Below are 23,529 nucleotides of genomic sequence, written 5' to 3'. Positions count from 1 at the left end.
GGAGCCGGGTGTATACTCGACTTTCGCGCAAACGCGCTTGCAGGTCTTGCGAACATGACGCAAATTTCCGAACGCCTTCTGGTCCAGGCCCACCTCGACGCCAAACAGCCCAAACCGCTGAGCGCCGAGCAAGAGGCCTGGTACCGCGCCGCCATCGCTGCCGAGCTCAAGGCTCAGGACGCGGTGCTGGTCGCGCACTTCTACTGCGACCCGATCATCCAGGCCCTGGCCGAAGAGACCGGGGGCTGCGTGTCCGACTCCCTGGAAATGGCCCGCTTCGGCAACGCCCACCCGGCCAAGACCGTGGTGGTGGCCGGGGTCAAGTTCATGGGCGAGACCGCCAAGATCCTCAACCCTGAAAAACGCGTACTGATGCCGACCCTGGAAGCCACCTGCTCCCTGGACCTGGGGTGCCCGGTGGACGAGTTCTCGGCGTTCTGCGACCAGCATCCTGAGCGCACCGTGGTGGTGTATGCCAACACCTCGGCGGCGGTCAAAGCCCGGGCCGACTGGGTGGTGACGTCCAGCTGTGCGCTGGAAATCGTCGAGAGCCTGATGGACAACGGCGAGACCATCATCTGGGGCCCGGACAAGCATTTGGGCACCTACATCCAGCGCAAGACCGGTGCCGATATGCTGCTCTGGGACGGCGCCTGTATCGTCCACGAAGAGTTCAAGTCCAAGCAGTTGGAGGACATGAAGGCGTTGTACCCGGACGCCGCGATCCTGGTGCACCCGGAATCGCCGACCGCGGTGATTGAACTGGCGGACGCGGTGGGCTCCACCAGCCAGTTGATCGCCGCGGCCCAGAGCCTGCCGAACAAGACGCTGATCGTTGCCACCGACCGCGGCATTTTCTACAAGATGCAGCAGCTGTGCCCGGACAAGGTCTTCATCGAAGCTCCTACCGCCGGTAACGGCGCGGCATGCCGCAGTTGTGCACACTGCCCGTGGATGGCGATGAACACCCTGGAGCGTACCCTCAAGAGCTTGCAGGAGGGCACCAACGAGATCTTCGTCGACCCGGCGTTGATCCCCCAGGCCATTCGCCCACTCAAGCGCATGCTGGATTTTACCCAGGCCGCGCGGATGAAGTTGGCGGGGAATGCCTGATTGTCGGGAGACTTGATCGTTCCCACGCTCTGAGTGGGAACGTCTCTGCGGACGCTCCGCGTTCGGCTCTTTGGGCCGCAGAGCGTCCCGAGCAACATTCCCACGCAGAGCGTGGGAACGATCTATCCGCTGATGCGGTGTTTTTACTTGGTCTTCTTGGGAATCCGCACCAACTGCGTATCCGAGTAGATGTCATGCCAGCTGCGCTTGCGCTTGTCGAACAGTGCCCAGATAAAGCCCAGCCCCACCAGCAGCAATGACGCGATCGACACCACAAAGCGCAACAGCGCCTGCCACAGGCTGATGGCCGTGCCATCGGCGTTCTGCACCCGGATGCACCACACCTGCATGCCCAGGGTCTGGCCGTTGTGGGTCCAGAACTTGGCGAAGAAGCCGAACAGCACGAAAAGCAGCACGGTGGACAGCAACGGGTCGCCATCCAGGGCGCCAGCTTCCGTGAGGGCGCGCATTTTTTCTTCGCCGATGATCGCCATCTGGATCATCTTGTAAACGCCGCTGGTGACAATCAGCAGCGCCGTGCACAGCAAAAAGTCATAGAACATCGCGGCCAGGCGACGGCCAAGGCCTACGGGGGGGAAGTCGCCCTGGGGAGTGAGCAGGTGTTTCGGCATGACGGCCTCGGACGAAAAAAGAAGCCATTTTACGGATTTACGCCCATAAAAAAGCCCCTGATATCAATCAGGGGCTTTTTAGTTCGCGAAAGCCTCAGGCTTCAGCTTGTACTTCGTCAGCTTGCATGCCTTTCTGGCCTTGCACGGCAACGAAGGTGACTTTCTGGCCTTCTTTCAGGCTCTTGAAGCCATTGCCCTGGATGGCGCGGAAATGGACGAACAGATCCGGACCGCTTTCAGGCGTGATAAAACCAAAACCCTTCTCGTCGTTGAACCACTTGACGGTACCGCTCTGACGTTGAGACATTTTCTTATTTCCTTTGACGCTAAAATTGATGACAGCCTCTTTCACATGAAAGAGTACTGGGGCTGGGTTGCAGGAAAGTAAGAGACGTCGAACGGGATGTAGCGGACTTCATAAGCTACTGCCCAGGTCACGATTCCAAGCGACCCATGCAAACACAGTGACCAAACTCTACGCCAACTCCGAACGAAAAAACAACCCCCCTGGGGAGCCCGTATTTCCTCAGGTTGCTGGCATTTTACACACTACGCCGGCCAAGGCTTATTCGACAGGCTAGTTCAATTGTTATCGATCGTTATAAGCGCAATTGAATGTCTGAAAGATGCACCTTTTTATGGCGGTTGCGTTACACATTAGTGCACGTATAACGAAACCGCGTTACTTATAGAAACAGTCAATCAGCCACGGTAGTAGCGTTGTGGAACAAATGGCGTTTTGCTTACAAGCAAAGGCACCTTCTTCCCACGAACAATGGCCCAAACTGGCGTATCCAGTGCGACATAAGCACTGTCCAGATAACCCATTGCCAGCGGACCGCCCAAGGTCGGGCCGAAACCGCCGCTGCACACTGCTCCAATAATCTCGCCCGCTTCGTTGACGATCTCCGCGCCTTCGCGCACTGGTGTGCGTTCTTGGGGCAGCAGGCCGACACGTTTGCGCTTCACCCCGCTCTGCTGCTGGGTGAACACGATATCCGCGCCGGGGAAACCACCGGCGCGGGCGCCATCGGCACGGCGCACTTTGGAAATGGCCCACAACAGGCTGGCTTCGATTGGTGTCGTCTCGCTGTTCATGTCATGGCCGTAGAGGCACAGGCCGGCTTCCAGGCGCAGGGAGTCCCGGGCGCCAAGGCCGATGGCGGCGACTTCCGGTTCGGCCAGCAGGGCGCGGGCGAGTTTTTCCGCGTCGGCGGCGGGCACGGATATTTCGAAACCGTCTTCACCGGTGTAGCCCGAACGGCTGACAAAGCAGTCCACGCCCAGCAGCGTGACGCGTTGGAACTGCATAAACGTCATCTTCGCCACGTCCGGGGCCAGGCGCGCGAGCACGGTGACGGCCGCCGGGCCTTGCAGGGCGAGCAGGGCGCGGGCCTCGAACAGTGGCTCGATGCTGCACTGCTCGCCAATGTGCGCACGCAGGTGGGCCAGGTCTTGCTCCTTGCACGCCGCGTTGACCACCAGGAACAGCTCATCGTGGCCCAGGTTGGCGACCATCAGGTCGTCAAGGATGCCGCCGTTGTCGTTAGTGAACATGGCGTAGCGCTGCATGCCCACTGGCAGGTCGATGATATCCACCGGTACCAGGGTTTCCAGGGCCTTGGCGGCGCCTGCGCCGGTCAGGCGGATCTGGCCCATGTGGGACACGTCGAACAGCCCGGCCTGGTCGCGGGTGTGCTGGTGTTCTTTCATCACGCCCAGTGGGTACTGCACTGGCATGTCGTAGCCAGCGAACGGCACCATGCGCGCGCCGAGTTCGAGGTGCAGGGCGTGCAGCGGGGTCTTCAACAGTGGTTCGGTGGACATATCAGCTCCTGGAAAAAATGTAGAAGTGAGGCAAGCGCATCAGCATTCGATGATGTTGACCGCCAGACCGCCGCGGGCGGTCTCCTTGTATTTGCTTTTCATGTCGGCGCCGGTCTGGCGCATGGTGCGGATGACTTTGTCGAGGGAGACGAAGTGATGCCCGTCGCCGCGCATGGCCATGCGCACCGCATTGATGGCTTTCACCGAGCCCATGGCGTTGCGTTCGATGCACGGCACTTGGACCAGGCCGCCGATGGGGTCGCAGGTCAGGCCGAGGTTGTGTTCCATGCCGATCTCGGCAGCGTTTTCCACTTGTTGCACCGTACCGCCCAACACTTCGCACAAGGCGCCGGCGGCCATGGAGCAGGCCACGCCGACTTCGCCCTGGCAGCCGACCTCGGCCCCGGAGATGGAGGCGTTTTCCTTGTACAGGATGCCGATGGCGGCGGCGGTCAGCAGGAAACGCACCACCCCGTCTTCGTTGGCCCCGGGGATGAAGCGCATGTAGTAATGCAACACCGCCGGGATGATCCCTGCCGCGCCGTTGGTAGGCGCAGTGACGACGCGCCCGCCGTAGGCGTTTTCTTCGTTGACCGCCAGGGCGTACAGGTTGACCCAGTCCAGCACTGACAGTGGATCACGCAACGCGGCTTCGGGGTTCTTGCACAGCTGGCGATGCAGCGCCGCCGCTCGGCGCTTGACCTTCAGCCCGCCCGGCAAAATCCCTTCGTTGCGACAACCGGCCGCCACGCAATCTTGCATGACCTGCCAGATCTTCAGCAGGCCGGCGCGGGTTTCGGACTCGGGGCGCCAGGCGCTTTCGTTGGTCAGCATGACCTGGCTGATGGACAAGCCATAAGTGGTGCAATGGCCCAGCAGATCCTTGGCGCTTTTGAACGGGAAGGTCAGGGGCGTGGTGTCTTCGACAATACGGTCGGCACCGGCCGCGCCTTCGTCGACGACAAAACCTCCACCCACCGAGTAGTACTCGCGGCTGCGCACTTGCAGGCCCGCGGCATCGAAGGCACGGAAGATCATGCCGTTGGGGTGGAAGGCCAATGGTTTGCGGATCATGGCCAGGTGCAGTTTTTCGTTGAATTCGATGGTGTGCTCGCCGAGCAGGTTCAGTCGACCGTTGCTGCGGATCGCTTGCAGGCGGGCATCGACGGTTTCGGTGTCCACGGTATCGGGGTGTTCACCTTCCAGGCCCAGAAGCACGGCCTTGTCGCTGCCGTGACCTTTGCCGGTGGCGCCGAGCGAGCCGTAGAGCTCGACTTTGACGCTGGTGGTGACATTGAGCAGGTCATCACGACGCAACCCTTCGGCGAAACGGGCAGCGGCACGCATCGGGCCGACCGTATGGGAGCTGGAAGGGCCGATGCCGATCTTGAACAGGTCGAACACGCTTAACGACATGGTGTTTCTCCGGTTTCTTTTTATGAGGATCGACGATTATGAAGTCGGGTACTGGTCCCTTGTGGGAGCGAGCTTGCTCGCGATGGCGGAGTGTCAGTCAACATCTCTGTCAGCTGTCACACCGCTATCGCGAGCAAGCTCGCTCCCACAGGGGGATTGGATTTCCTTGAGGCAGTGATCTTCCACAAGGTTTGCGGTGTTGAGAGAGGAGGCGAGTAAACCCGCCCCTTCACAGATCAAGCGTAGCTTTCGATCGACGGGCAGGCGCAGACCAGGTTGCGGTCGCCGAACACGTTGTCGACCCGGCCCACCGGCGGCCAGTATTTGCCGTCGATCAACGACGCCACCGGGTATACGGCCTGTTCGCGGCTGTAAGGGTGAGCCCACTCGCCGACGATTTCCGCCGCAGTGTGCGGGGCGTTTTTCAGTGGGTTGTCGTCTTTGTCCAGGCTGCCGTTTTCCACCGCGCGGATTTCTTCGCGAATGCAGATCATGGCGTCGCAGAAACGATCCAGTTCTTCCTTGGATTCGCTTTCGGTCGGCTCGATCATCAGCGTGCCGGCGACCGGGAAGGACATGGTCGGGGCGTGGAAACCGAAGTCGATCAGGCGCTTGGCCACGTCATCGACGCTGATGCCGCTGCTGTCCTTGAGCGGGCGCAGATCGAGGATGCATTCGTGGGCCACCAGGCCATTGCTGCCGGAGTAGAGCACCGGGTAATGCTCTTCCAGGCGCCGGGCGATGTAGTTGGCGTTGAGGATCGCCAGTTGCGAGGCACGCTTGAGGCCTGCGCCACCCATCATGCGGATGTACATCCAGGTGATCGGCAGGATGCTGGCGCTGCCAAACGGCGCCGCGCACACCGCGCCTTCCTTGCGTTCCATGTTGGCATGGCCGGGCAGGAACGGTGCCAGGTGGGATTTGACGCCAATCGGGCCAACGCCCGGGCCGCCACCGCCGTGGGGGATGCAGAAGGTCTTGTGCAGGTTCAGGTGCGACACGTCGCCGCCGAACTTGCCCGGGGCGCAGAGGCCGACCATGGCGTTCATGTTGGCGCCGTCGATGTACACCTGGCCGCCATTGTCATGAATGATGCCGCAGATTTCGCGGATGCCTTCTTCGAACACGCCGTGGGTCGACGGGTAGGTGATCATCAGCGCCGCGAGGTGTTCGCGGTGCTCGATGGCCTTGGCCCGCAGGTCTTCGATGTCGACGTTGCCGCGGGCATCGCAGGCGGTCACGACCACGCGCATGCCGGCCATGTTGGCGGTGGCCGGGTTGGTGCCGTGGGCCGAGGACGGGATCAGGCAGATGTCGCGGCGCTCTTCGCCACGGCTCTGGTGATACGCGCGGATCGCCAGCAGGCCGGCGTATTCGCCCTGGGAACCGGCGTTGGGCTGCAGCGACACCGCGTCATAGCCGGTGGCGGCGCAGAGCATCGCTTCCAGCTCGTCGGTCAGTTGCTGGTAGCCGGCGCTTTGCTCGGCGGGGGCGAACGGGTGCAGGGCACCAAACTCGGCCCAGGTCACCGGGATCATTTCACTGGCGGCGTTGAGTTTCATGGTGCAGGAACCCAGCGGGATCATGGTGCGATCCAGGGCCAGGTCCTTGTCGGCGAGCTTGCGCAGGTAGCGCATCAGCTCGGTCTCGGAGTGATAGCGGTTGAACACCGGGTGACTGAGAATGGCCGACTGGCGCACCAGTTCGGCCGGTATGCGGCTTTGCACGGTAGCGGCCAGCGCGGCGAAGTCCGGCAGGGCCTTGCCGTCGGCCAACAGGCTCCACAGTGCCTGGACGTCAGCCTGGCTGGTGGTCTCGTCCAGGGACAGGCCCAGGCGTTCAGCGTCCACCACGCGCAGGTTGATGCGCTGGGTGCGAGCCTTGTCGTGCAGGGCTGCGGTTTGCGGGCCAGTGTGCAGGGTCAGGGTGTCGAAGAAACTGTCTTGCTCGACGCTCAAGCCCAACGTGCCCAGGCCCTTGGCGAGAATCGCGGTCAGGTGATGGATGCGGTTGGCAATTTGCACCAGGCCTTTGGGGCCGTGATACACGGCATACATGCTGGCGATGTTGGCCAGCAGCACCTGGGCGGTGCAGATGTTGCTCGTGGCTTTCTCGCGGCGGATGTGTTGCTCGCGGGTCTGCATCGCCAGGCGCAAGGCCGGCTTGCCGAAACGGTCCACGGAAACACCCACCAGGCGACCCGGCATGTCGCGCTTGAAGGCGTCCTTGGTGGAAAAGTACGCCGCGTGCGGGCCACCGAAGCCCAACGGCACGCCGAAGCGCTGGGCGCTGCCAATGGCCACGTCGGCACCGAACTCACCCGGTGGGGTCAGCAGGGTCAGGGCCAGCAAGTCAGCGGCCACGGCCACCAGGGCGTTGGCGGCGTGAAAGCGTTCAGTCAGTTCGCGGTAGTCGAACAGGTCACCGTTGCTGGCCGGGTATTGCAGCAGGGCGCCGAAAAAGCTGTTGACGTCGGTCAGTTCGCGTTCATCGCCGACCACCACGTCGATGCCCAGGGGCTCGGCACGGGTGCGCAGTACATCGAGGGTTTGTGGGTGGCAGTGGCGGGAGGCGAAGAAGGCATTGCTGCCCTTGTTCTTGCTCAGACGCTTGCAGAAGGTCATGGCTTCGGCGGCGGCGGTGGCTTCGTCCAGCAAAGAGGCGTTGGCGATTGGCAGGCCGGTGAGGTCGCTGATCAGGGTCTGGAAGTTCAACAACGCTTCGAGACGGCCCTGGGAAATTTCAGGCTGGTACGGTGTGTAGGCGGTGTACCAGGCCGGGTTCTCCAGCAGGTTGCGCAGGATCGGCGCCGGGGTATGGCAGCTGTAGTAGCCCTGGCCGATGTAGGTCTTGAACAGTTGGTTCTTGGCGGCAATGGTCTTGATCGAGGCCAGTGCATCGGCTTCGCTCTGGCCGTCACCCATGTCCAGCACGCTGGTGCCCTTGATGCTTTCCGGGATGACGCTGGCGCTCAACGCTTCCAGGGAGTCGTAGCCCAGACGCTCGAGCATGGCTTGCTCGTCGCTGGAACGCGGGCCGATGTGGCGGGCGATGAATTCGTTGGCGGTGCCGAGATTAACGGTCATGTTGCGCTCCTCAGGCTTCGGCGTTGGCTTTGATCAGGCGGTCGTAGGCGTCCTGATCCAGCAGTTGGTCAACTTGGGCGGCGTCGGCAGGCTTGAAGCGGAAAAACCAGCCTTCGCCCAGCGGATCTTCGTTGACCAGTTCCGGACTGCTTTCCAGGGCCGGGTTCACTTCGAGCACTTCACCGTCCAGTGGCATGTAGACACCGCTGGCCGCTTTCACCGATTCCACGGTGGAGGCTTCGGCACCCTTGTCATAGCTTTGCAGTTCCGGTAACTGAACATAGACCACATCGCCCAAGGCGTTCTGCGCAAACGCAGTAATACCGACGGTAACGCTGCCGTCGGCTTCGGTGCGCAGCCATTCGTGATCTTCAGTGAAACGCAACTCGCTCATGGAAACTCCTGGGGCCAGATTCGTCTGGTGGACGCGAAGAAAGGCGCGGGACTTGGCCCGGCCGAATGGCTATACCCATAGCAAGAATACGGCCAATGTTGATAAATGTTTATAAATCAACGAGTTGTGCGATTTACTCGCGACGCGAATCAATTCATCTGTAGCGAAATCGCTACAGATGAAGGCCCGGATAAAATCGTTGTGGGATCAAAGCCTTACTTGGCGCCGCTTAGCGGCTACTGTATCGATATCGTTCCACTGTAGCGCTTTCAGTACAGATGGAGGTCGGTTTTGGCTCGGTCTCAAATACACCACAGGTCCTTGTGGAAGCGAGCTTGCTCGCGATAGCGGAGTGTCAGTCAACATTTCTGTCACTGTTGGACAGCCATCGCGAGCAAGCTCGCTCCCACAGGGGAACTGCGGCGGGCTTATGGCTTCCCGGAAATCCCATACTTGCGCAACCGATGGGCGATCGCGGTGTGGGAGGTCTGCAGGCGGCTGGCGAGTTGGCGGGTGGAGGGGTAGTTGACGTACAGGCTTTCGAGCAGGTGTTTCTCGAAGGTTTCCACGGCCTGTTCCAGGCTTTCGACTTCGACATCGCCCTGGCGCGCCACGGAGGTGCCGGCGATGTCCAGGTCGCCGATGTCCACCAGGCTGCTTTCGCAGATGGCGGCGGCGCGGAAGATCACGTTCTGCAATTGCCGCACATTACCCGGCCAGCGATTGCCCAGTAGCGCCGGGTAGGTGCCTGGGGCCAGGCGACAGACCGGGCGCTGGATCTGTGCGCAGGCCTGCTGCATGAAGTAGCGCGCCAGCAGCAGGATGTCCTGGCCGCGCTCACGTAACGGCGGGACTTCGACATTGAGTACGTTCAGGCGATAGAACAGGTCTTCGCGGAATGAGCCTTCGCTGACCATTTTTTCCAGGTTGCGGTGGGTGGCACTGAGGATCCGCACATTGACCTTGATTTCCCGGTCGCCACCGACCCGCCGAAAGCTGCCATCGTTCAAGAAGCGCAGCAGCTTGGCTTGCAGGTACGGCGACATCTCGCCGATTTCATCGAGAAACACCGTGCCTTGGTTCGCCAGCTCCATCAGCCCTGGCTTGCCGCCCCGTTGCGCGCCGGTGAAGGCGCCGGGGGCGTAGCCGAACAGTTCGCTTTCGGCCAGGTTCTCTGGCAGCGCGGCGCAGTTGAGGGCCAGAAACGGTGCGCTATGACGGGCGCTGATGGCGTGGCAGGCCCGGGCCACCAATTCCTTGCCAGTGCCGGTTTCACCCTGGATCAGCAGCGGTGCATCCAGGGCCGCGACCCTCTGGGCACGGGCCTTGAGGGTGCGGATCGCCGGGGATTCGCCGAGCAGCGCATCGAAGCCCTCGGCGTGGTCGTGGTGCAGCGCCGACAGGCGTTCGCCGATGCGGTTCGGCTGATAGAGCGTCAACAGCGCCCCGGCGTCCGTAATAGGCGTGGCGTCCAGCAGCAAAGTCTGGCCGTTGAGGGTGATTTCCCGCAGCGGCAGGCGAAAACCGCTCTCCAGCAAGGCACCCAACAGGGCTTCGTCACCGAACAGCTCGGCGACGCTTTCCCCGGCCGGTTCACGACCGTACAGGGCGATCAGCGCCGGGTTGGCCAGCAACACCTTGCCGGCACTGTCCAGGGCCAGTACCGGGTCGGTCATCGCCGCCAGCAGGGCATCGAGCTGCAAGTGCCGACGTTGGCCCGGCAGGATGTCCACCACGGTGACCGCTTGCACGCCGCGGACACTGAACAGCGCCTCGCGCAACTCGTCCAGCACCTGCGGGCTGAGAGTCGGGGCGTCGATGTAGACGTTGGGCGGCACCATCTCCACGGCATCCAGATTGAGATTGCGCCCACCGAGCAAAGCCAGGACTTCCTGGGTGATGCCGACGCGGTCGATGAAACTGACATGGATACGCATGGGGCGGTTCTGGGTTCTGGACGGCGGAGGGTGGCAAGTATGCCTTGGGGCGGGCTATTGGTGAAATCCTGGCGAAAAGCTTGAGGTCGTACAGAGATCCCCTGTGGGAGCGAGCTTGCTCGCGATAGCTGTGAGCCAGTCAATAAAAGGGTGACCGACACTCGGCCATCGCGAGCAAGCTCGCTTCCACAAAGGCCTGCAGGCGACAGCTACAACCCCACATCCCACTCCGGTCTCTCGGGAAACTTGAGCACCAGGAAATCCAGCAGGCTGCGCAGCGCCGACGGCATGTGCTTGCGAGATGCATACACCGCGTACATGTTCATCCGACGGGGTTCGGCGTGGGGCAGGAGACGGATCAGTTCGCCGTTCTTGATGTGGGCGCCGGCCTGATAGCTGGGCAGCATCGCCACCCCGGCGCCGGCCATGGTGGCCCGCAGCAGCGTGCTGGCCTCGTTGGCGCTGATGTTGCCCTGCACCGGCACCGAGACCTGTTCGCCGTCCTGCTCGAAATGCCACAGGCTCTTGCCCACGTAAGAGTGGGTCAGGCAGTTGTGCCGGCTCAAATCCTCGACCCGTTGGGGCGTTGGGTGTTCACGCAGGTAACCGGGCGAGGCGCAGATCACCGAGCGACAGACCGTGAGGCGGCGGGCGATCAGGTTCGGGTCCAGGTCGTTGCTCATGCGGATCGCCAGGTCGATGCGCTCATCCACCAGGTTCACGGTGCGGTCGAGCATTTGCAGATCGACGCTCACCCCAGGGTAGCGGATGACGAACTCGGTCATGGCCGCCGCCAATTGGGCCTGGCCGAACGAGGTGCTGGCGCTGATGCGCAGCATGCCCCGTGGCGCGTCGCCCTGGGTGGTGACCGCTGCTTGCATGTCGCCAGACAGCTCCAGCATCTGTCGGCACCGCGGCAGGATCTCCGAACCTGCGGCCGTCAGGCTCAGCTTGCGGGTGGTGCGGTGCATCAACCGGGCACCGACCCAGTCTTCCAGCTCCGCCAGATACCGTGACACCACCGGGCGTGACAGGTCCAGGTGCTCGGCCGCCGCCGACTGGCTGCCCAAGTCGACCACCGTGACGAACACCCGCATTGCTTGTAGACGATCCATGATTTGCCCGATTTCAGAAACAAACTATGTTTGATCATCGCATTTTTTGAAGCGAGTCAGGCCACTAAGCTCCGTCTCATTCCCTTTCGGGCTTTTTGAACAACGGAGCACTGCATGACTGCATTCACCCCACTCAAGCGCCTGCTGCTGGCGACCGCCTCGATGGCGTTCGCTGCCCACACCTGGGCCGCCGACCTGACGCTGGACGTCTACAACCCGGGCGCGGCTGCGGTTTTCCCGGTGACATCGGTATTGGTCAGCGGCGAAAAGGACGCGATCCTGGTGGATGCCCAGTTCGGCAAGACCCAGGCCGAGCAGGTCGTGGAAAAAATCCGCGCCAGCGGCAAACGATTGACCACGATCTACATCAGCCACGGTGATCCGGACTACTATTTTGGTCTGGAAACCCTGACTGCCGCGTTCCCCGAGGCCAAGGTCCTGGCGTCCGCGCCGACCGTCGAGCACATCAAGCAAACCGTCGATGGCAAGCTGAAATATTGGGGGCCGATCTTGAAGGCTGATGCACCGGCCAAGGCTGTCGTGCCACAGGTACTCAAGGGCGACAGCCTGACCCTGGAGGGCAAACGCTTGCAGATCGTCGGCCTTGAAGGCCCGCAACCGGACCGCAGTTTCGTGTGGATTCCATCGATCAAGGCGGTCGTCGGCGGCGTGGTGGTGGCCGAGAACATCCATGTCTGGATGGCCGATACCCAGACGCCGCAGTCTCATAAGGATTGGCTGGCGACGCTCGCTGGCATTGAAAAGCTGCAACCGAACACCGTGATTCCCGGCCATTACCTGGGTAAAAGTGCCAGGTCCCTGGCCCCGGTGACATTCACTGCCGGCTACATCAAGGCTTTCGACAAAGAAACCGCCAAGGCCAAGGATTCCGCCGCTCTGATTGCCGCCATGAAGCAACGCTACCCGAGCCTGGGTGAGGACAGTTCCCTGGAGCTCAGTGCCAAGGTGGCCAAGGGCGAGATGAAGTGGTGAACCCCGATCTGTGATCGGAGCACCGTTGTGCTGAGGGGATTTGTCCCCGCTGGGCTGCAAAGCAGTCCCATGATTCATCAACCGCGGCGATGTGTCAGACAGGACGCAGGGGGTTGCTGCACAACCCAGCGGGGCTAAATCCCCTCGCCACAAGAGCATGCATTTCAGACATCGCTAACCAATGGAGAACATCATGAGCAAAATCGCAATCATCGGCGCCACCGGTCGGGCCGGCAGCCAACTGTTGGAAGAAGCCTTGCGTCGTGGTCACAGCGTGACGGCCATTGCCCGCAACACCGCGAAAGTCGGTAAAAGGGCCGGGGTGGTCAGTCAGCAGTTGGACGTATTGGACAGCGAGGCGCTGATCGCAGCCATCACCGGCCATGATGTGGTGATCAGTGCCGCTCACTTTGCCACCGTACCGGCCGACAAGCTCATCGCGCCGGTAAAAGCCGCCGGGGTCAAGCGTTTGCTGGTGGTCGGCGGGGCCGGTTCGTTGCTGCTGCCGGACGGTACTCGGGTGATCGACAGCGATGGCTTCCCGGAGGAATACCTGGCAGAAGCCAGCGCCGGCGCGTTGTTCCTGGACGTGCTGCGCAAGGAGCAGGACCTGGACTGGGCCTTCCTCTCGCCTTCGGCGGAGTTCGTCGAAACCGAGCGCACCGGCCAGTTCCGTCTCGGCAAGGATCACCTGCTGTTCGACGACGCCGGACGCAGTTGGATCAGCTTTGCCGATTTCGCCATCGCGATGATCGATGAAGTGGAAACGCCACAGTTTTCGCGGGCGCGGTTCACCGTCGGTTACTGATCCACCCTTCACCGTGCAGGAGCCCGCGACGGCTCCTGCCGGGCGGCATCAGCCGTGGACCCTCACCCAGACGCTGACCAACACCGTCGCGGCCATCAGCCATGCCACCGCCGCCACGGCCAGGGAAGCCTCCAGGCGCATGCGATCGACCATCACATAAAGCGTCGCCAGATAGACGAAGTACGGAATGATCGACCACATGCCAAACACGATGGTGGTTTTCAAATCGTCCAGCGAGCGGCCTTTGCCAACAATGTAATGGGCGATCAGGGCGAAGGTCGGGAACAGTGGCACCAGCCCGGCGATGTAATAGTTTTTGGTCTTGGCCAGCATCGCCAGGATGACCACCACGGCCGCACCGAGGGCCGCCTTGAAAATCAGATCCACAGGTTTACGCCCCGGTTAATGGCTCAGGCCATATTTTTTGACTTTGTCGAACAGCGTGGTCTTGGCCATGCCCAGTTCCAGGCTGGCCTGGGTCAGGTTGCCACCGCTGCGTTGCAGGGCATCCACCAGCAGGTTGCGCTCGAAGGCTTCCACCGCTTCGGCGAAGGCCAGGCCCTGGCTGCCGCTGCTGGCGCCGGACTTCTTGAAGGCCGGCAGGCCAAGGGCATAGCGCTCGGCGACGTTGCGCAGTTCGCGCACGTTGCCCGGCCAGTCGTGGCTCATCAGGTTCGACAGGGTCTGGTTGTCCAGCTCCGGCACCGTACGGTCGAAGCGCAGCGACGACTGCTGAAGGAAGTGCTTGAACAATTGCAGGATGTCTTCGCGCCGCTCGCGCAGTGGCGGCAGTTCCAGGGTCACCACGTTGAGGCGGTAATACAAGTCGCTGCGAAACTGCCCGGCCCGCCCCATCTCGTCCAGGTCGGACTTGGTGGCGGCGATCACCCGGCAATCCACGGCCACGCTCTGGTTCGAGCCCAGGCGCTCGAGGGTGCGCTCCTGCAACACCCGCAGCAGTTTGATCTGCAAGGGCAGGGGCATGCTTTCCACTTCATCGAGAAACAGCGTGCCACCGTCGGCGTGCTCGATCTTGCCGATCCGGCGTTTGCCGGCACCGGTAAAGGCGTTGGCTTCGTGGCCGAAAATCTCGCTTTCGAACAGGTTTTCCGGCAGGCCGCCGCAGTTCAGCGCGACGAATTGTTTGTCGTGGCGGCGGCTGAAGTCATGCAGGCAGCGGGCGACCAGTTCCTTGCCGGTGCCGGTTTCGCCCTCGATCAGCACGTTGGCCGAGGTGTCGGCGACGTTGGCGATCAGCGCTCGCAGGTGTTGCATGGCCGGTGAGCGGCCAATGATCCGGCCTTCCAGGGTGTCGCGTTCGGCCAGTTGCCGGCGCAAGGAGGAAACCTCGCGCGCCAGGCTGCGCTGTTCCAGGGCGCGGCGGGCCACATCCACCAGGCGTTCCGGGGAGAAGGGTTTCTCCATGAAGTCATAGGCGCCTTTTTGCATGGCACCGACCGCCATGGAGATGTCGCCATGCCCGGTGATCAACACTACCGGCAGGCTGCGGTCCCGTGCCTTGAGGCGCGTCAGCAGTTCCAGGCCATCGATGCCCGGCAGGCGAATGTCACTGATGACGATGCCGGCAAAGTCATCGCCGACCCGCTCCAGGGCTTCTTCGGCGCTGCCCACACCGATGCTGGGAATGTCTTCCAGGGTCAGCGCCTGCTGGCAGCCCAGCAGGACATGGGGGTCGTCTTCGACGATCAGTACGCTCAGGTCGTTGTTCATAGTGGCTCGGCAGGTAAAAGGCTTACCAACGGTAAACTGAGGACAAACGTGGTTCCACTGCCCTCGACCGGGTGCTCGACGCCCAGGTATCCACCCGTGGCGGCGGCCAGGCTGGCGGAGAGCGTCAGGCCCAGGCCCAAGCCCTGTTCGCCGGGTTTGGTGGTGAAGAAGGGTTCGAACAGATGCTTGCGTGCTTCTGGATCGATGCCGTGGCCGTTATCGCGCACGCGCAGGCGATATTTGCCGTCGCCGGCCTGGCCTTCGAGCCACAGTTGCGGCTCGGGTTGGGTCTGCATGGCATCCAGGGCATTGCCGATCAGGTTCACCAGGATCTGTTCCAGGCGCGTCTGGTCGATTTGCACCTGGACGTCGTCGAAACTGGAATGAATCTGGATGTTCAAGCTTTCCAGGCGAGCGCCCAGCAGTTGCAGCGCGGCCTCGACGCCCTTGCCGAGGCTGGCCTGGCCCTGGTCGTCCCCGCGCCGGGCAAAGGAGCGCAGGCTGGCGGTGATCCGGCCCATGCGGTCGATCAAATCGTTGATGGTCTTGAGGTTGGCGCTGGCGATATCCAGCTGGCCACGCTCCATGAAACGCACAGTATTGCCGGACAAGGTGCGCAGTGCCGCCAGCGGCTGGTTGAGTTCGTGGGCGATGCTGGTGGACATCTGCCCGATGGCCGCCAGTTTTCCGGCCTGCACCAGTTCGTCCTGGGCCCGGCGCAAGGTCTCTTCGGCCTGGCGCCGTTCGCGGATCTGGCCCTTGAGTCGTTCGTTGCTGGCGCGCAGGTCGGTAGTGCGTTCGGTAATCCGACGCTCGAGCTGGTTGTTGGCTTGCTGCAAGGCTTCCCGGGCGGCGAGGCGGGTGGCGATGACTTTGCGTCGCTCGTTCCAGGCGATCAGCAGGAACGCCACCAGGGCGAACGCCACGGCCACCAGGATGCCCTGGTTGATTGCTTGGCGACGCAGATCTTCAAGGGGAGTCAGCAGGGTGAAATTCCACGGTGTGTCGCTCAGGGGCCGGGTCTGCGACAGGTAGCTGATGGCGCGTTCGTCGGCCACCAATTCGCTGTTGGCCGGGAAGGTCAGCTTCTCCATGCCTTCGGCCAGGCGTTCCCGGGCCAGGGGTACCAGTTCGTTCAGCGGGAACCAGTAATATTGCAGGCTGCGGGCCAGGCGCTCCTTGGTTTCATCACTGAGCGGGCGTACCGACTTGAGCCGGCGCGCCGGGTCACTGGACAAGATGATGATGCCGTTCTCGTCACTGACGAACGCTTCCAGGCGCGCGCGCTGCCAGCGCTCCTCCAGCGCTTCGAGGCGCACCTTCACCACGGCGACGCCGATGATTTTGCCCTGTTGTTCCAGGCCGTGGGCCAAGTAGTAACCGGGCTCACCGTTGGTGCTGCCGATGCCGTAGAAGCGCCCCGGCTGGCCGCGTACGGCATTCTGGAAATAGGCGCGGAAGGACAGGTCTTCACCCAGGTAACTGTCGACGTCGCGCCAGTTGCTGGTGGCCATGACCCGGCCAGTGGTGTCCATCACATAAATGGCCCGGCTGCGGCTGCGCCGGTTCAGGCCTTCGAGGTATTCGTTGACAGTCTTGCGGTGCTCGGGCGTCGGATCGTCGAGCAATTGCGAGACACTGGACTCCAGCTCCAGCAGGCTGGGCAGGTAGGTGTACTTGCTGATCTCGCTCTCCACCGCACGGGCGTGCAGCTCCAACTGGCGCTCGCCGTTCTCGGCGAGGCTGCGAACGCCGTAGTGCTCGCTGATCCAGAAGCCGAGATAACCCAGGCCGACCATCAACGCGATGATCAGGGGCGGCAAAAACAGATGGCGGACCAGGCGGGGTTTCACGGCAAGTGATGGCGGCGCGGCGCGATAGAGGGTGGGGTCGCATTTCATCACAGAAGCCTTGGGTCAACCACAACACAAATCGACAAACCAACACTGGCCCCTTGTGGGAGCGAGCTTGCTGGCGATGACTGCTGACCAGACGACAATGATGTTGACTGGCAGTCCGCTATCGCGAGCAAGCTCGCTCCCACAGGAGCGGTGTGGGTTGTTTAGTGCTGCAGGATTTTCTCAAGGAAGTGCTGCGCACGTTCGGAGCGGGCGCTGATGTCGCCGAAGAACTCTTCCTTCTCGCAGTCTTCGATGATCTGGCCCTGGTCCATGAAGATCACTCGGTTCGCCACTTTGCGGGCGAAGCCCATTTCGTGGGTCACGCACATCATGGTCATGCCTTCGTGGGCCAGTTGCACCATGACGTCGAGCACTTCGTTGACCATTTCCGGGTCAAGGGCCGAGGTCGGTTCGTCGAACAGCATCACCACCGGGTCCATCGCCAGGGCGCGGGCGATCGCCACGCGTTGCTGCTGACCACCAGAGAGCTGGCCCGGGTGCTTGTGGGCATGGGCCGAGAGACCGACCCGCTCAAGCAATTGCAGGCCTTTCTTGGTGGCCTCTTCCTTGCTGCGGCCCAGGACCTTGATTTGCGCGATGGTCAGGTTTTCGGTGATGGTCAGGTGCGGGAACAGCTCGAAATGCTGGAACACCATGCCCACGCGCGAACGCAGTTTCGGCAGGTTGGTCTTCGGATCGGCGATGGAGGTGCCGTCGACCACGATGTCGCCTTTCTGGAACGGCTCCAGGGCGTTCACGCACTTGATCAGCGTGGACTTGCCCGACCCCGAAGGGCCGCACACCACCACAACCTCACCCTTGCTGACCTCGGTGCTGCAATTGGTCAGTACCTGGAAGTCCCCATACCACTTGTTGATGTTCTTGATAGAGATCATACGGCGAACCTTTTTTGCAGACGCTTGACCAGCAGCGAGGCGGCAAAGCTGATTGTGAAGTACACGAGACCTGCGATGATCAGGAACTCATTGGAGCGGCCGATGATGTCGCCATTGGCCCGCGAAGCATTGAGGAAGTCCACCAGGCCGACCGTGTAGACCAGCGAGGTGTCCTGAAACAGGATGATGCTTTGTTGCAGCAGCAACGGGGTCATCTTGCGAAACGCCTGGGGCAGGATGATCAGGCGCATGGTCTGGCCATAATTCATCCCCAGTGCCTGGGCGGCACCCATCTGGCCTTTGGGGATCGACTGCACGCCGGCCCGGACGATTTCGCAGAAGTACGCCGCCTCGAACATCATGAACGCCACGACGCAGGAGCCGAACGCGCCGATGGGGGTGTCCTCGCCGGTGATCCAGCGCAGTACGAACGGCACTGCCAGGTAGAACCAGGTGATTACCAGCAGCAACGGGATCGAGCGGAAGTAATTGACGTAGGCGCCGGCGATGTTGGAGACCAGCTTGTTATGGGACAGGCGCATCAGCGCCAGGATCGTCCCCAGGATGATCCCGCCGACGACACCCATGGCCATCAGCTTGAGGGTCATCAGCATGCCGTTCCACAAGCCGGGAATGGCCGGGATGACGCCACTGAAATCGAATTCCATTATTTACCCCCCACGGAAATCAGGCCGGGCACCGCGACTTTCTTCTCAACCATGCGCATGAGCAGCATCAGGCTCATGTTCAGGGTGAAGTAGATCAGCGTCGCCAGGGTGAAGGCTTCGAACAGGTTGGCGGAGAACTCGGCGGTCTGCTTGGTCTGCGCGAGCAGCTCCATCAGGCCGATCAGCGAGGCCACGGAGGAGTTCTTGAAAACGTTGAGAAATTCCGAGGTCAGCGGCGGAATGATGATCCGGTAGGCCTGGGGCAGCAGCACGTTCCAGTAGATCTGCGGCAGCTTGAAACCCATGGCGCGGGCTGCGGATTCCTGGCCGCGCGGTAGCGCCTGGATACCGGTGCGCACCTGCTCGCAGACCCGGGCGGCGGTGAACAGGCCCAGGCACACGACGACGCTCAGGTAGGCCGAGGTGGTCGGGTTCAGGTCCTGTTTGTACCACTCCTGCATATCGGCGGGCAGCAGGTCCGGCACCAGGAAGTACCAGATGAACAGCTGGACCAGCAGCGGCACATTACGGAAGAGTTCCACGTAGCAGGTGGCGATGCCCGACACCAGCCGGTTCGGCACGGTGCGCATCACGCCCAGCACCGAGCCCAGCAGCAGGGCGATGATCCAGGCCACGACGGCGATGGCGATGGTCCAGCCCAGGCCGGCTACATACCAGTCGAGATAAATCTCGCTGCCGATGCCGGTGGACTTGAAGAACACGCCCCAGTCCCAGTTGTAATTCATTAGGGTCTCCCCTCAGATCGTTCGATGTACAAGTGCCCGCCTGGGGAAACTCCGTTCCCATCCCGACTTGATGGTCGGGCACACGCGATCGGCTCGACAGCCACCGGTTCGAGTGTTTCCAGAATATGCCAGCAGGGAATGACCATCCCCTGAAAGGGCCAGGCCCCTTCAGGAGATAAGGTTAGTCAGAAATCAGGATTTCTTGTCGTCAGCCGCTTTGTCGGTCGGCTTGGCGATCAGTGCCTTGAGTTCGTCGCTCATTGGGAAGTTCAGGTTCAGGCCTTTTGGTGGGATGGGCTGCATGAACCATTTTTCGTAGATCTTGTTGATCTCGCCCGACTTGTAAGTGGCCACGATGGCGTCATCGACAGCCTTTTTGAACGGCTCGTCGCCCTTGCGCATCATGCAGCCGTAGATTTCGTAGGACTGCGGGGTACCCGTCACGGTCCAGTCATCGGCTTTCTTGGCCTTGGCCGCTTCGCCGGCCAGCAGGGCGTCGTCCATCATGAAGGCAACGGCACGACCGCCTTCGAGCATCTGGAAGGACTCGCCATGGTCCTTGGCGGAGATGACGTTCATACCCATTTGCTTGTCGGCGTTCATGGACTTGAGCAGGCGCTCGGACGTGGTGCCGGCGGTGGTCACGACGTTCTTGCCCTTGAGGTCGTCGAAATCCTTGTACTTGGAATCTTTCTTGGTCAGCAGTCGGGTGCCGATCTCGAAGATGCCAACGGAGAAGTCAACCTGCTGCTGACGCTCGACGTTGTTGGTGGTGGAGCCGCATTCCAGGTCCACGGTGCCGTTCTGCACCAGCGGGATACGGGTTTGCGAAGTCACCAGGTTGTACTTGACCTGCAGGTTAGGCAGGTCCAGGTCTTTTTTGATCGCTTCGACGACTTTCAGCTGGATGTCGTGGGAGTAGCCGACCGGTTTGCCGGACGCGTCTGCAATATAGGAAAACGGAATGGAAGCGTCGCGATGCCCAAGCGTGATAACGCCGGACTCTTTGATCTTTTTCAGCGTGCCGGTCAGTTCGGCTGCAAAAACCGGAGTGCTGATCAGAGCGGCAGCAATGGCTGCGCCCAGGAGATGGGGAACGATGCGCATCTATATTTCCTCGACATTGTTTTTCTTATTTAGCCGGTTCGTCGGCCCTGAGTGCTTCGAATGCCTGGCAGCTCCTGTTGTGTTGGCATGCAGGTATTCGTCTCCAGGAGTGTAGAGCATGACTCGTGCCAGGCCAGGGCTGTCCTTATAACCTGTTGTTTTGCTTGGTAATTAATGTTTTGTTTCAGGTTTGATGCGGGCTGTTTTATCCGGTTAGCCGAACTGACTGGCAGGTCGTGTTCGGAAAACCGAATGGCTTGAGCCTGCCTCGATCCATTGTGGGAGCGAGCTTGCTTGCGATAGCAGTGTGTCAGTCACATGGATGTTGAATGGGCTGGCCTCATCGCGAGCAAGCTCGCTCTCACAGGGGCATCGGTGGACTTCAGATAGCAAAAAGCCCCTGAATCGCAGGATTCAGGGGCTTTGGGTTTAGCAGGCTATCGATCAGGCCGCTTCGATCTTGCGGCGGTTTTGCTCAACTTTACTCAGGTATTGCTGCAGCTTTTCCTGTTCGCCCTGAGTGGTAAACAGCCCCAGCTTGCTGCGGCGCCACAGGATGTCCTGGGCATCGACGGCCCATTCGTCGCTGCACAGGTAGTCGACTTCCCGGGTGTAGAGGCCTGCGCCGATGTGTTCGCCCAGGTCGCCGAGGTTGTGCACGCCTTCGAGCATGCGCCAGGTGCGGCTGCCATACGTGGTAGCCCAGCGGCGGGCGATGTCGGTCGGCAACCAGTCGAATTTGTCGCGCAGGGCCGAGCACAGCGCCTGCGGGGTGGTCATGTTTTCGCCTCCGGGGAGGGCCTCTACGGCGGTCCAGCTCGAGCGCATCTGCGTAAAAAATGGGGCCAGCTGCGCCATGGCCGATTCGGCCAGTTTGCGATAAGTGGTCAGCTTGCCACCGAACACCGACAGCAACGGCGCTTCTTCACCATTACCGGAGAGTGCCAGGGTGTAATCCCGGGTGACGGCTGAAGGATTGTCGGATTCGTCGTTGCACAGTGGGCGCACACCGGAATAGCTGTGCCGGATATCGTCGCGGCTGAGCTGCTTTTTGAAGTGAGCGTTGACCACCTTCAACAGGTAATCGGTTTCACCTTCGGTAATGGCTACTTTGGCCGGGTCGCCGGTGTATTCGCGGTCGGTGGTGCCGATCAGAGTGAACTGGTTCAGGTATGGAATGGTGAACACAATGCGCTGATCTTCGTTTTGAAGAATGTGCGCATGCTCGCCCTCATAGAGTTTCGGCACGATCAGGTGGCTGCCCTGGATCAGGCGGATGCCGTAAGGCGATTCCATCTTCAGGTCATCGCGAATGAACTTGGCGACCCATGGGCCAGCGGCGTTCACCAGTGCCTTGGCGCGAATCGAAAACAGACTGCCGTCGGCACGTTCCAGATGCAAGTGCCACAGGCCTTTGCTGCGGCGGGCGTTCACGCAGCGGGTGCGGGTGTGGACATGCGCGCCTTTTTCCCGGGCGGCCATGGCGTTGAGCACTACCAGTCGTGCGTCATCGACCCAGCAGTCGGAGTATTCGAAGCCCTTGGTGATCTCGCTTTTCAATACGCTATCGGCACCGAATTTCAGGCTCTTGGAACCGGCGAGTTGCTCACGTTTACCAAGGTGATCGTAGAGAAACAGGCCGGCGCGAATCATCCAGGCCGGACGCAGGTGTGGGCGATGGGGCAGCACGAAGCGCATTTGCTTGACGATGTGCGGGGCCTTGGTCAGCAGCACTTCGCGCTCTGCCAGCGCTTCGCGCACCAGGCGGAATTCGTAATGTTCGAGGTAGCGCAGGCCGCCGTGGATCAGCTTGCTGCTGGCCGACGAGGTGTGGCTGGCCAGATCGTCCTTTTCGCAAAGGAACACCGAAAGACCGCGACCGGCAGCGTCCGCGGCAATCCCCACGCCGTTAATACCGCCACCAATGACGGCGATGTCGTAAACCTCGGCGAGAGGGGGCGTAGGCAAGGTAGAAGTGGGCATCGGCTGGCCTCGGGCTCTTTTTGCAATATTTGAATTCGAACATTAATGTTCATTTGCGAAAATACTAGCCCATAAACTCGGCAACAGCCAGTCGGCTTCGATTGAAAATACTGATCAAAGGAAGCTGAAAGGAAAATTTTCGAACATAAAGAGATATTGAGGCCTACAGGGAGGCAGTTGTGGCAAGGAGGCTAGCGAAGCGTCGCCCCGCCCCGCTGGGCTGCGAAGCAGCCCTAAATCCCGGGCGAGGCGGTGCATCAGGCAAATTGAGTGACTGCATTGGGTTGCTGTGCAACCCAGCGGGGCGGTGCGACGCTTCGCTAAATCCCCTCGCCACACGGGACCGGGGGTGAAGTCAGACCACTTCCAGGCGAATCTTGTGCTGGCTCAGCAATTGCGCCAAAGCCGGCACCGGTTGCTGGTCCGTCACCAGGCAATCGATCAGGCTGATAGGCCCCAGTCGAACCATGGCGTTGCGCCCGAATTTACTGGAGTCCGCCGCCAGCAATACCTGCCGGGCGTTGGCGATGATCGCCTGGGAAACCCGTACTTCCTGGTAGTCGAAGTCCAGCAGGCTGCCGTCTTCATCGATACCGCTGATGCCTACCAGGGCAAAATCGACCTTGAACTGGTTGATGAAGTCTACGCTGGCCTGGCCCACCACGCCCCCGTCGCGTCGTACGTTACCGCCGGCTATCAGGACTTCGAAGTCGTCCTTGGCGCTGAGGATCGAAGCCACGTGCAGGTTGTTGGTGATGACCTTGAGATGGTTGTGATTGAGCAGCGCTCGGGCGATGGATTCGGTGGTGGTGCCAATGTTGATGAACAGCGAGGCGTGATCGGGGATCTGCGCGGCGATGGCTTCGGCGATGCGTTGTTTCTCGTCGCGCATCTGGTCGGCGCGCATGGCGTAGGCGGTGTTTTCCACGCTTGAATCGTAGGCGGCGCCGCCATGGTAGCGGCGCAGCAGATTCACTTCCGCCAGTTGATTGATGTCGCGGCGGATGGTTTGCGGGGTGACGACGAAGAGCTGCGCCATTTCCTCGATGCTGACATAGCCGCGTTCGCGAACCAGTTCGAGGATTTGCTGCTGACGGGGAGGCAGATTCATGGGGCTTCCTTTGGGCTGCCGTACAAAATTTGCCCATGATGCCGCAGGAATCCACTCCCGACCAG

Annotated in this window: 20 protein-coding genes; 3 read left to right on the top strand and 17 right to left on the bottom strand. The window is 61.3% G+C overall.

Features of this window, described 5'->3' with window-relative positions; translation table 11 throughout:
* The first annotated feature begins 54 nt into the window (after positions 1 to 54).
* Positions 55 to 1,113 (top strand): quinolinate synthase NadA, encoded by a 1,059-nt coding sequence (nadA, locus tag J9870_RS22940; RefSeq protein WP_135846898.1) that lies wholly within the window; start codon positions 55 to 57, stop codon positions 1,111 to 1,113.
* A gap of 143 nt (positions 1,114 to 1,256) precedes the next feature.
* Here the strand turns inward: nadA and J9870_RS22935 are convergent, their stop codons facing one another.
* The 8 genes from J9870_RS22935 to J9870_RS22900 all read right to left on the bottom strand — a co-directional run bounded on the left by J9870_RS22935 (position 1,257) and on the right by J9870_RS22900 (position 11,520).
* On the bottom strand, positions 1,257 to 1,745 hold the full coding sequence (locus J9870_RS22935) for an RDD family protein (protein ID WP_210640373.1): 489 nt from the start codon (positions 1,743 to 1,745) through the stop codon (positions 1,257 to 1,259).
* Positions 1,746 to 1,839: 94 nt separating this feature from the next.
* Positions 1,840 to 2,052, bottom strand: a complete 213-nt coding sequence (locus J9870_RS22930) for a cold shock domain-containing protein (RefSeq protein WP_003175786.1) — start codon at positions 2,050 to 2,052, stop codon at positions 1,840 to 1,842.
* 395 nt (positions 2,053 to 2,447) lie between these two features.
* Entirely contained in the window at positions 2,448 to 3,572 is a 1,125-nt protein-coding gene (gene gcvT, locus J9870_RS22925) for a glycine cleavage system aminomethyltransferase GcvT (protein WP_210640370.1), read from the bottom strand.
* Positions 3,573 to 3,611: 39 nt separating this feature from the next.
* On the bottom strand, positions 3,612 to 4,988 hold the full coding sequence (locus tag J9870_RS22920; protein ID WP_210640368.1) for an L-serine ammonia-lyase: 1,377 nt from the start codon (positions 4,986 to 4,988) through the stop codon (positions 3,612 to 3,614).
* 236 nt (positions 4,989 to 5,224) lie between these two features.
* Positions 5,225 to 8,074 carry an aminomethyl-transferring glycine dehydrogenase gene (gcvP, locus tag J9870_RS22915; protein WP_210640359.1) on the bottom strand — a complete coding sequence of 950 codons (2,850 nt, stop codon included), beginning with the start codon at positions 8,072 to 8,074 and terminating at the stop codon, positions 5,225 to 5,227.
* A gap of 10 nt (positions 8,075 to 8,084) precedes the next feature.
* Positions 8,085 to 8,468, bottom strand: a complete 384-nt coding sequence (gene gcvH / locus J9870_RS22910) for a glycine cleavage system protein GcvH (protein ID WP_210640357.1) — start codon at positions 8,466 to 8,468, stop codon at positions 8,085 to 8,087.
* Positions 8,469 to 8,896: 428 nt separating this feature from the next.
* Entirely contained in the window at positions 8,897 to 10,405 is a 1,509-nt protein-coding gene (locus J9870_RS22905) for a sigma-54-dependent transcriptional regulator (RefSeq protein WP_210640356.1), read from the bottom strand.
* Positions 10,406 to 10,614: 209 nt separating this feature from the next.
* Positions 10,615 to 11,520 (bottom strand): LysR family transcriptional regulator, encoded by a 906-nt coding sequence (locus tag J9870_RS22900; RefSeq protein ID WP_210640354.1) that lies wholly within the window; start codon positions 11,518 to 11,520, stop codon positions 10,615 to 10,617.
* Positions 11,521 to 11,634: 114 nt separating this feature from the next.
* Between J9870_RS22900 and J9870_RS22895 the strand changes: the two genes are divergently transcribed.
* Both J9870_RS22895 and J9870_RS22890 read left to right on the top strand, forming a co-directional pair.
* A complete protein-coding gene (locus J9870_RS22895) occupies positions 11,635 to 12,513 on the top strand; it encodes an MBL fold metallo-hydrolase (RefSeq protein WP_210640352.1) in 879 nt (292 codons plus the stop codon).
* A 193-nt stretch (positions 12,514 to 12,706) separates the two neighbouring features.
* Positions 12,707 to 13,321 (top strand): NAD(P)-dependent oxidoreductase, encoded by a 615-nt coding sequence (locus J9870_RS22890; RefSeq protein ID WP_210640351.1) that lies wholly within the window; start codon positions 12,707 to 12,709, stop codon positions 13,319 to 13,321.
* 48 nt (positions 13,322 to 13,369) lie between these two features.
* Here J9870_RS22890 and J9870_RS22885 read toward each other — a convergent pair whose 3' ends face one another.
* The 9 genes from J9870_RS22885 to J9870_RS22845 form a co-directional block, all read right to left on the bottom strand.
* Positions 13,370 to 13,699 carry a GlpM family protein gene (locus tag J9870_RS22885; RefSeq protein WP_210645385.1) on the bottom strand — a complete coding sequence of 110 codons (330 nt, stop codon included), beginning with the start codon at positions 13,697 to 13,699 and terminating at the stop codon, positions 13,370 to 13,372.
* Positions 13,700 to 13,723: 24 nt separating this feature from the next.
* Entirely contained in the window at positions 13,724 to 15,004 is a 1,281-nt protein-coding gene (locus J9870_RS22880) for a sigma-54 dependent transcriptional regulator (protein WP_246883159.1), read from the bottom strand.
* Between the two features lie 44 nt (positions 15,005 to 15,048).
* Complete coding sequence (locus tag J9870_RS22875; protein ID WP_210640346.1) at positions 15,049 to 16,953, bottom strand: ATP-binding protein; 1,905 nt, start codon at positions 16,951 to 16,953, stop codon at positions 15,049 to 15,051.
* 161 nt (positions 16,954 to 17,114) lie between these two features.
* Entirely contained in the window at positions 17,115 to 17,849 is a 735-nt protein-coding gene (locus tag J9870_RS22870) for an amino acid ABC transporter ATP-binding protein (protein ID WP_014339893.1), read from the bottom strand.
* A complete protein-coding gene (locus tag J9870_RS22865; protein ID WP_210640344.1) occupies positions 17,846 to 18,517 on the bottom strand; it encodes an ABC transporter permease subunit in 672 nt (223 codons plus the stop codon). The genes J9870_RS22870 and J9870_RS22865 overlap by 4 nt, the downstream gene beginning before the upstream one ends.
* Positions 18,517 to 19,263: an amino acid ABC transporter permease gene (locus tag J9870_RS22860; protein ID WP_210640342.1), complete on the bottom strand. Its 747-nt coding sequence runs from the start codon at positions 19,261 to 19,263 to the stop codon at positions 18,517 to 18,519. Before J9870_RS22860 ends, J9870_RS22865 begins: the two co-directional genes overlap by 1 nt.
* Positions 19,264 to 19,455: 192 nt before the next feature.
* The gene (locus J9870_RS22855) at positions 19,456 to 20,370 is read right to left on the bottom strand and encodes a glutamate/aspartate ABC transporter substrate-binding protein (RefSeq protein WP_210640341.1); all 915 of its coding nucleotides are present in this window, start codon (positions 20,368 to 20,370) and stop codon (positions 19,456 to 19,458) included.
* 444 nt (positions 20,371 to 20,814) lie between these two features.
* Positions 20,815 to 22,353, bottom strand: coding sequence for a glycerol-3-phosphate dehydrogenase (glpD, locus tag J9870_RS22850; RefSeq protein ID WP_210640339.1), 1,539 nt, complete (start codon positions 22,351 to 22,353; stop codon positions 20,815 to 20,817).
* A 355-nt stretch (positions 22,354 to 22,708) separates the two neighbouring features.
* Positions 22,709 to 23,464: a DeoR/GlpR family transcriptional regulator gene (locus tag J9870_RS22845; RefSeq protein ID WP_003204973.1), complete on the bottom strand. Its 756-nt coding sequence runs from the start codon at positions 23,462 to 23,464 to the stop codon at positions 22,709 to 22,711.
* Positions 23,465 to 23,529 lie beyond the last annotated feature (65 nt).

Source organism: Pseudomonas sp. Tri1 (assembly GCF_017968885.1).
Classification (GTDB): domain Bacteria; phylum Pseudomonadota; class Gammaproteobacteria; order Pseudomonadales; family Pseudomonadaceae; genus Aquipseudomonas.
The sequence above is the reverse complement of the archived record's forward strand: the minus strand, read 5'-3'. Positions and strand labels throughout refer to the sequence as shown.

Coding starts and splice junctions, on each gene's coding strand:
- J9870_RS22875 (WP_210640346.1), bottom strand. CDS start 16,953: ATGAAATGCGACCCCACCCTCTATCGCGCCGCGCCGCCATCACTTGCC.
- J9870_RS22920 (WP_210640368.1), bottom strand. CDS start 4,988: ATGTCGTTAAGCGTGTTCGACCTGTTCAAGATCGGCATCGGCCCTTCC.
- J9870_RS22870 (WP_014339893.1), bottom strand. CDS start 17,849: ATGATCTCTATCAAGAACATCAACAAGTGGTATGGGGACTTCCAGGTA.
- J9870_RS22860 (WP_210640342.1), bottom strand. CDS start 19,263: ATGAATTACAACTGGGACTGGGGCGTGTTCTTCAAGTCCACCGGCATC.
- J9870_RS22855 (WP_210640341.1), bottom strand. CDS start 20,370: ATGCGCATCGTTCCCCATCTCCTGGGCGCAGCCATTGCTGCCGCTCTG.
- gcvP (WP_210640359.1), bottom strand. CDS start 8,074: ATGACCGTTAATCTCGGCACCGCCAACGAATTCATCGCCCGCCACATC.
- J9870_RS22935 (WP_210640373.1), bottom strand. CDS start 1,745: ATGCCGAAACACCTGCTCACTCCCCAGGGCGACTTCCCCCCCGTAGGC.
- J9870_RS22865 (WP_210640344.1), bottom strand. CDS start 18,517: ATGGAATTCGATTTCAGTGGCGTCATCCCGGCCATTCCCGGCTTGTGG.
- J9870_RS22930 (WP_003175786.1), bottom strand. CDS start 2,052: ATGTCTCAACGTCAGAGCGGTACCGTCAAGTGGTTCAACGACGAGAAG.
- gcvH (WP_210640357.1), bottom strand. CDS start 8,468: ATGAGCGAGTTGCGTTTCACTGAAGATCACGAATGGCTGCGCACCGAA.
- J9870_RS22905 (WP_210640356.1), bottom strand. CDS start 10,405: ATGCGTATCCATGTCAGTTTCATCGACCGCGTCGGCATCACCCAGGAA.
- J9870_RS22845 (WP_003204973.1), bottom strand. CDS start 23,464: ATGAATCTGCCTCCCCGTCAGCAGCAAATCCTCGAACTGGTTCGCGAA.
- glpD (WP_210640339.1), bottom strand. CDS start 22,353: ATGCCCACTTCTACCTTGCCTACGCCCCCTCTCGCCGAGGTTTACGAC.
- J9870_RS22890 (WP_210640351.1), top strand. CDS start 12,707: ATGAGCAAAATCGCAATCATCGGCGCCACCGGTCGGGCCGGCAGCCAA.
- gcvT (WP_210640370.1), bottom strand. CDS start 3,572: ATGTCCACCGAACCACTGTTGAAGACCCCGCTGCACGCCCTGCACCTC.
- J9870_RS22900 (WP_210640354.1), bottom strand. CDS start 11,520: ATGGATCGTCTACAAGCAATGCGGGTGTTCGTCACGGTGGTCGACTTG.
- J9870_RS22895 (WP_210640352.1), top strand. CDS start 11,635: ATGACTGCATTCACCCCACTCAAGCGCCTGCTGCTGGCGACCGCCTCG.
- nadA (WP_135846898.1), top strand. CDS start 55: ATGACGCAAATTTCCGAACGCCTTCTGGTCCAGGCCCACCTCGACGCC.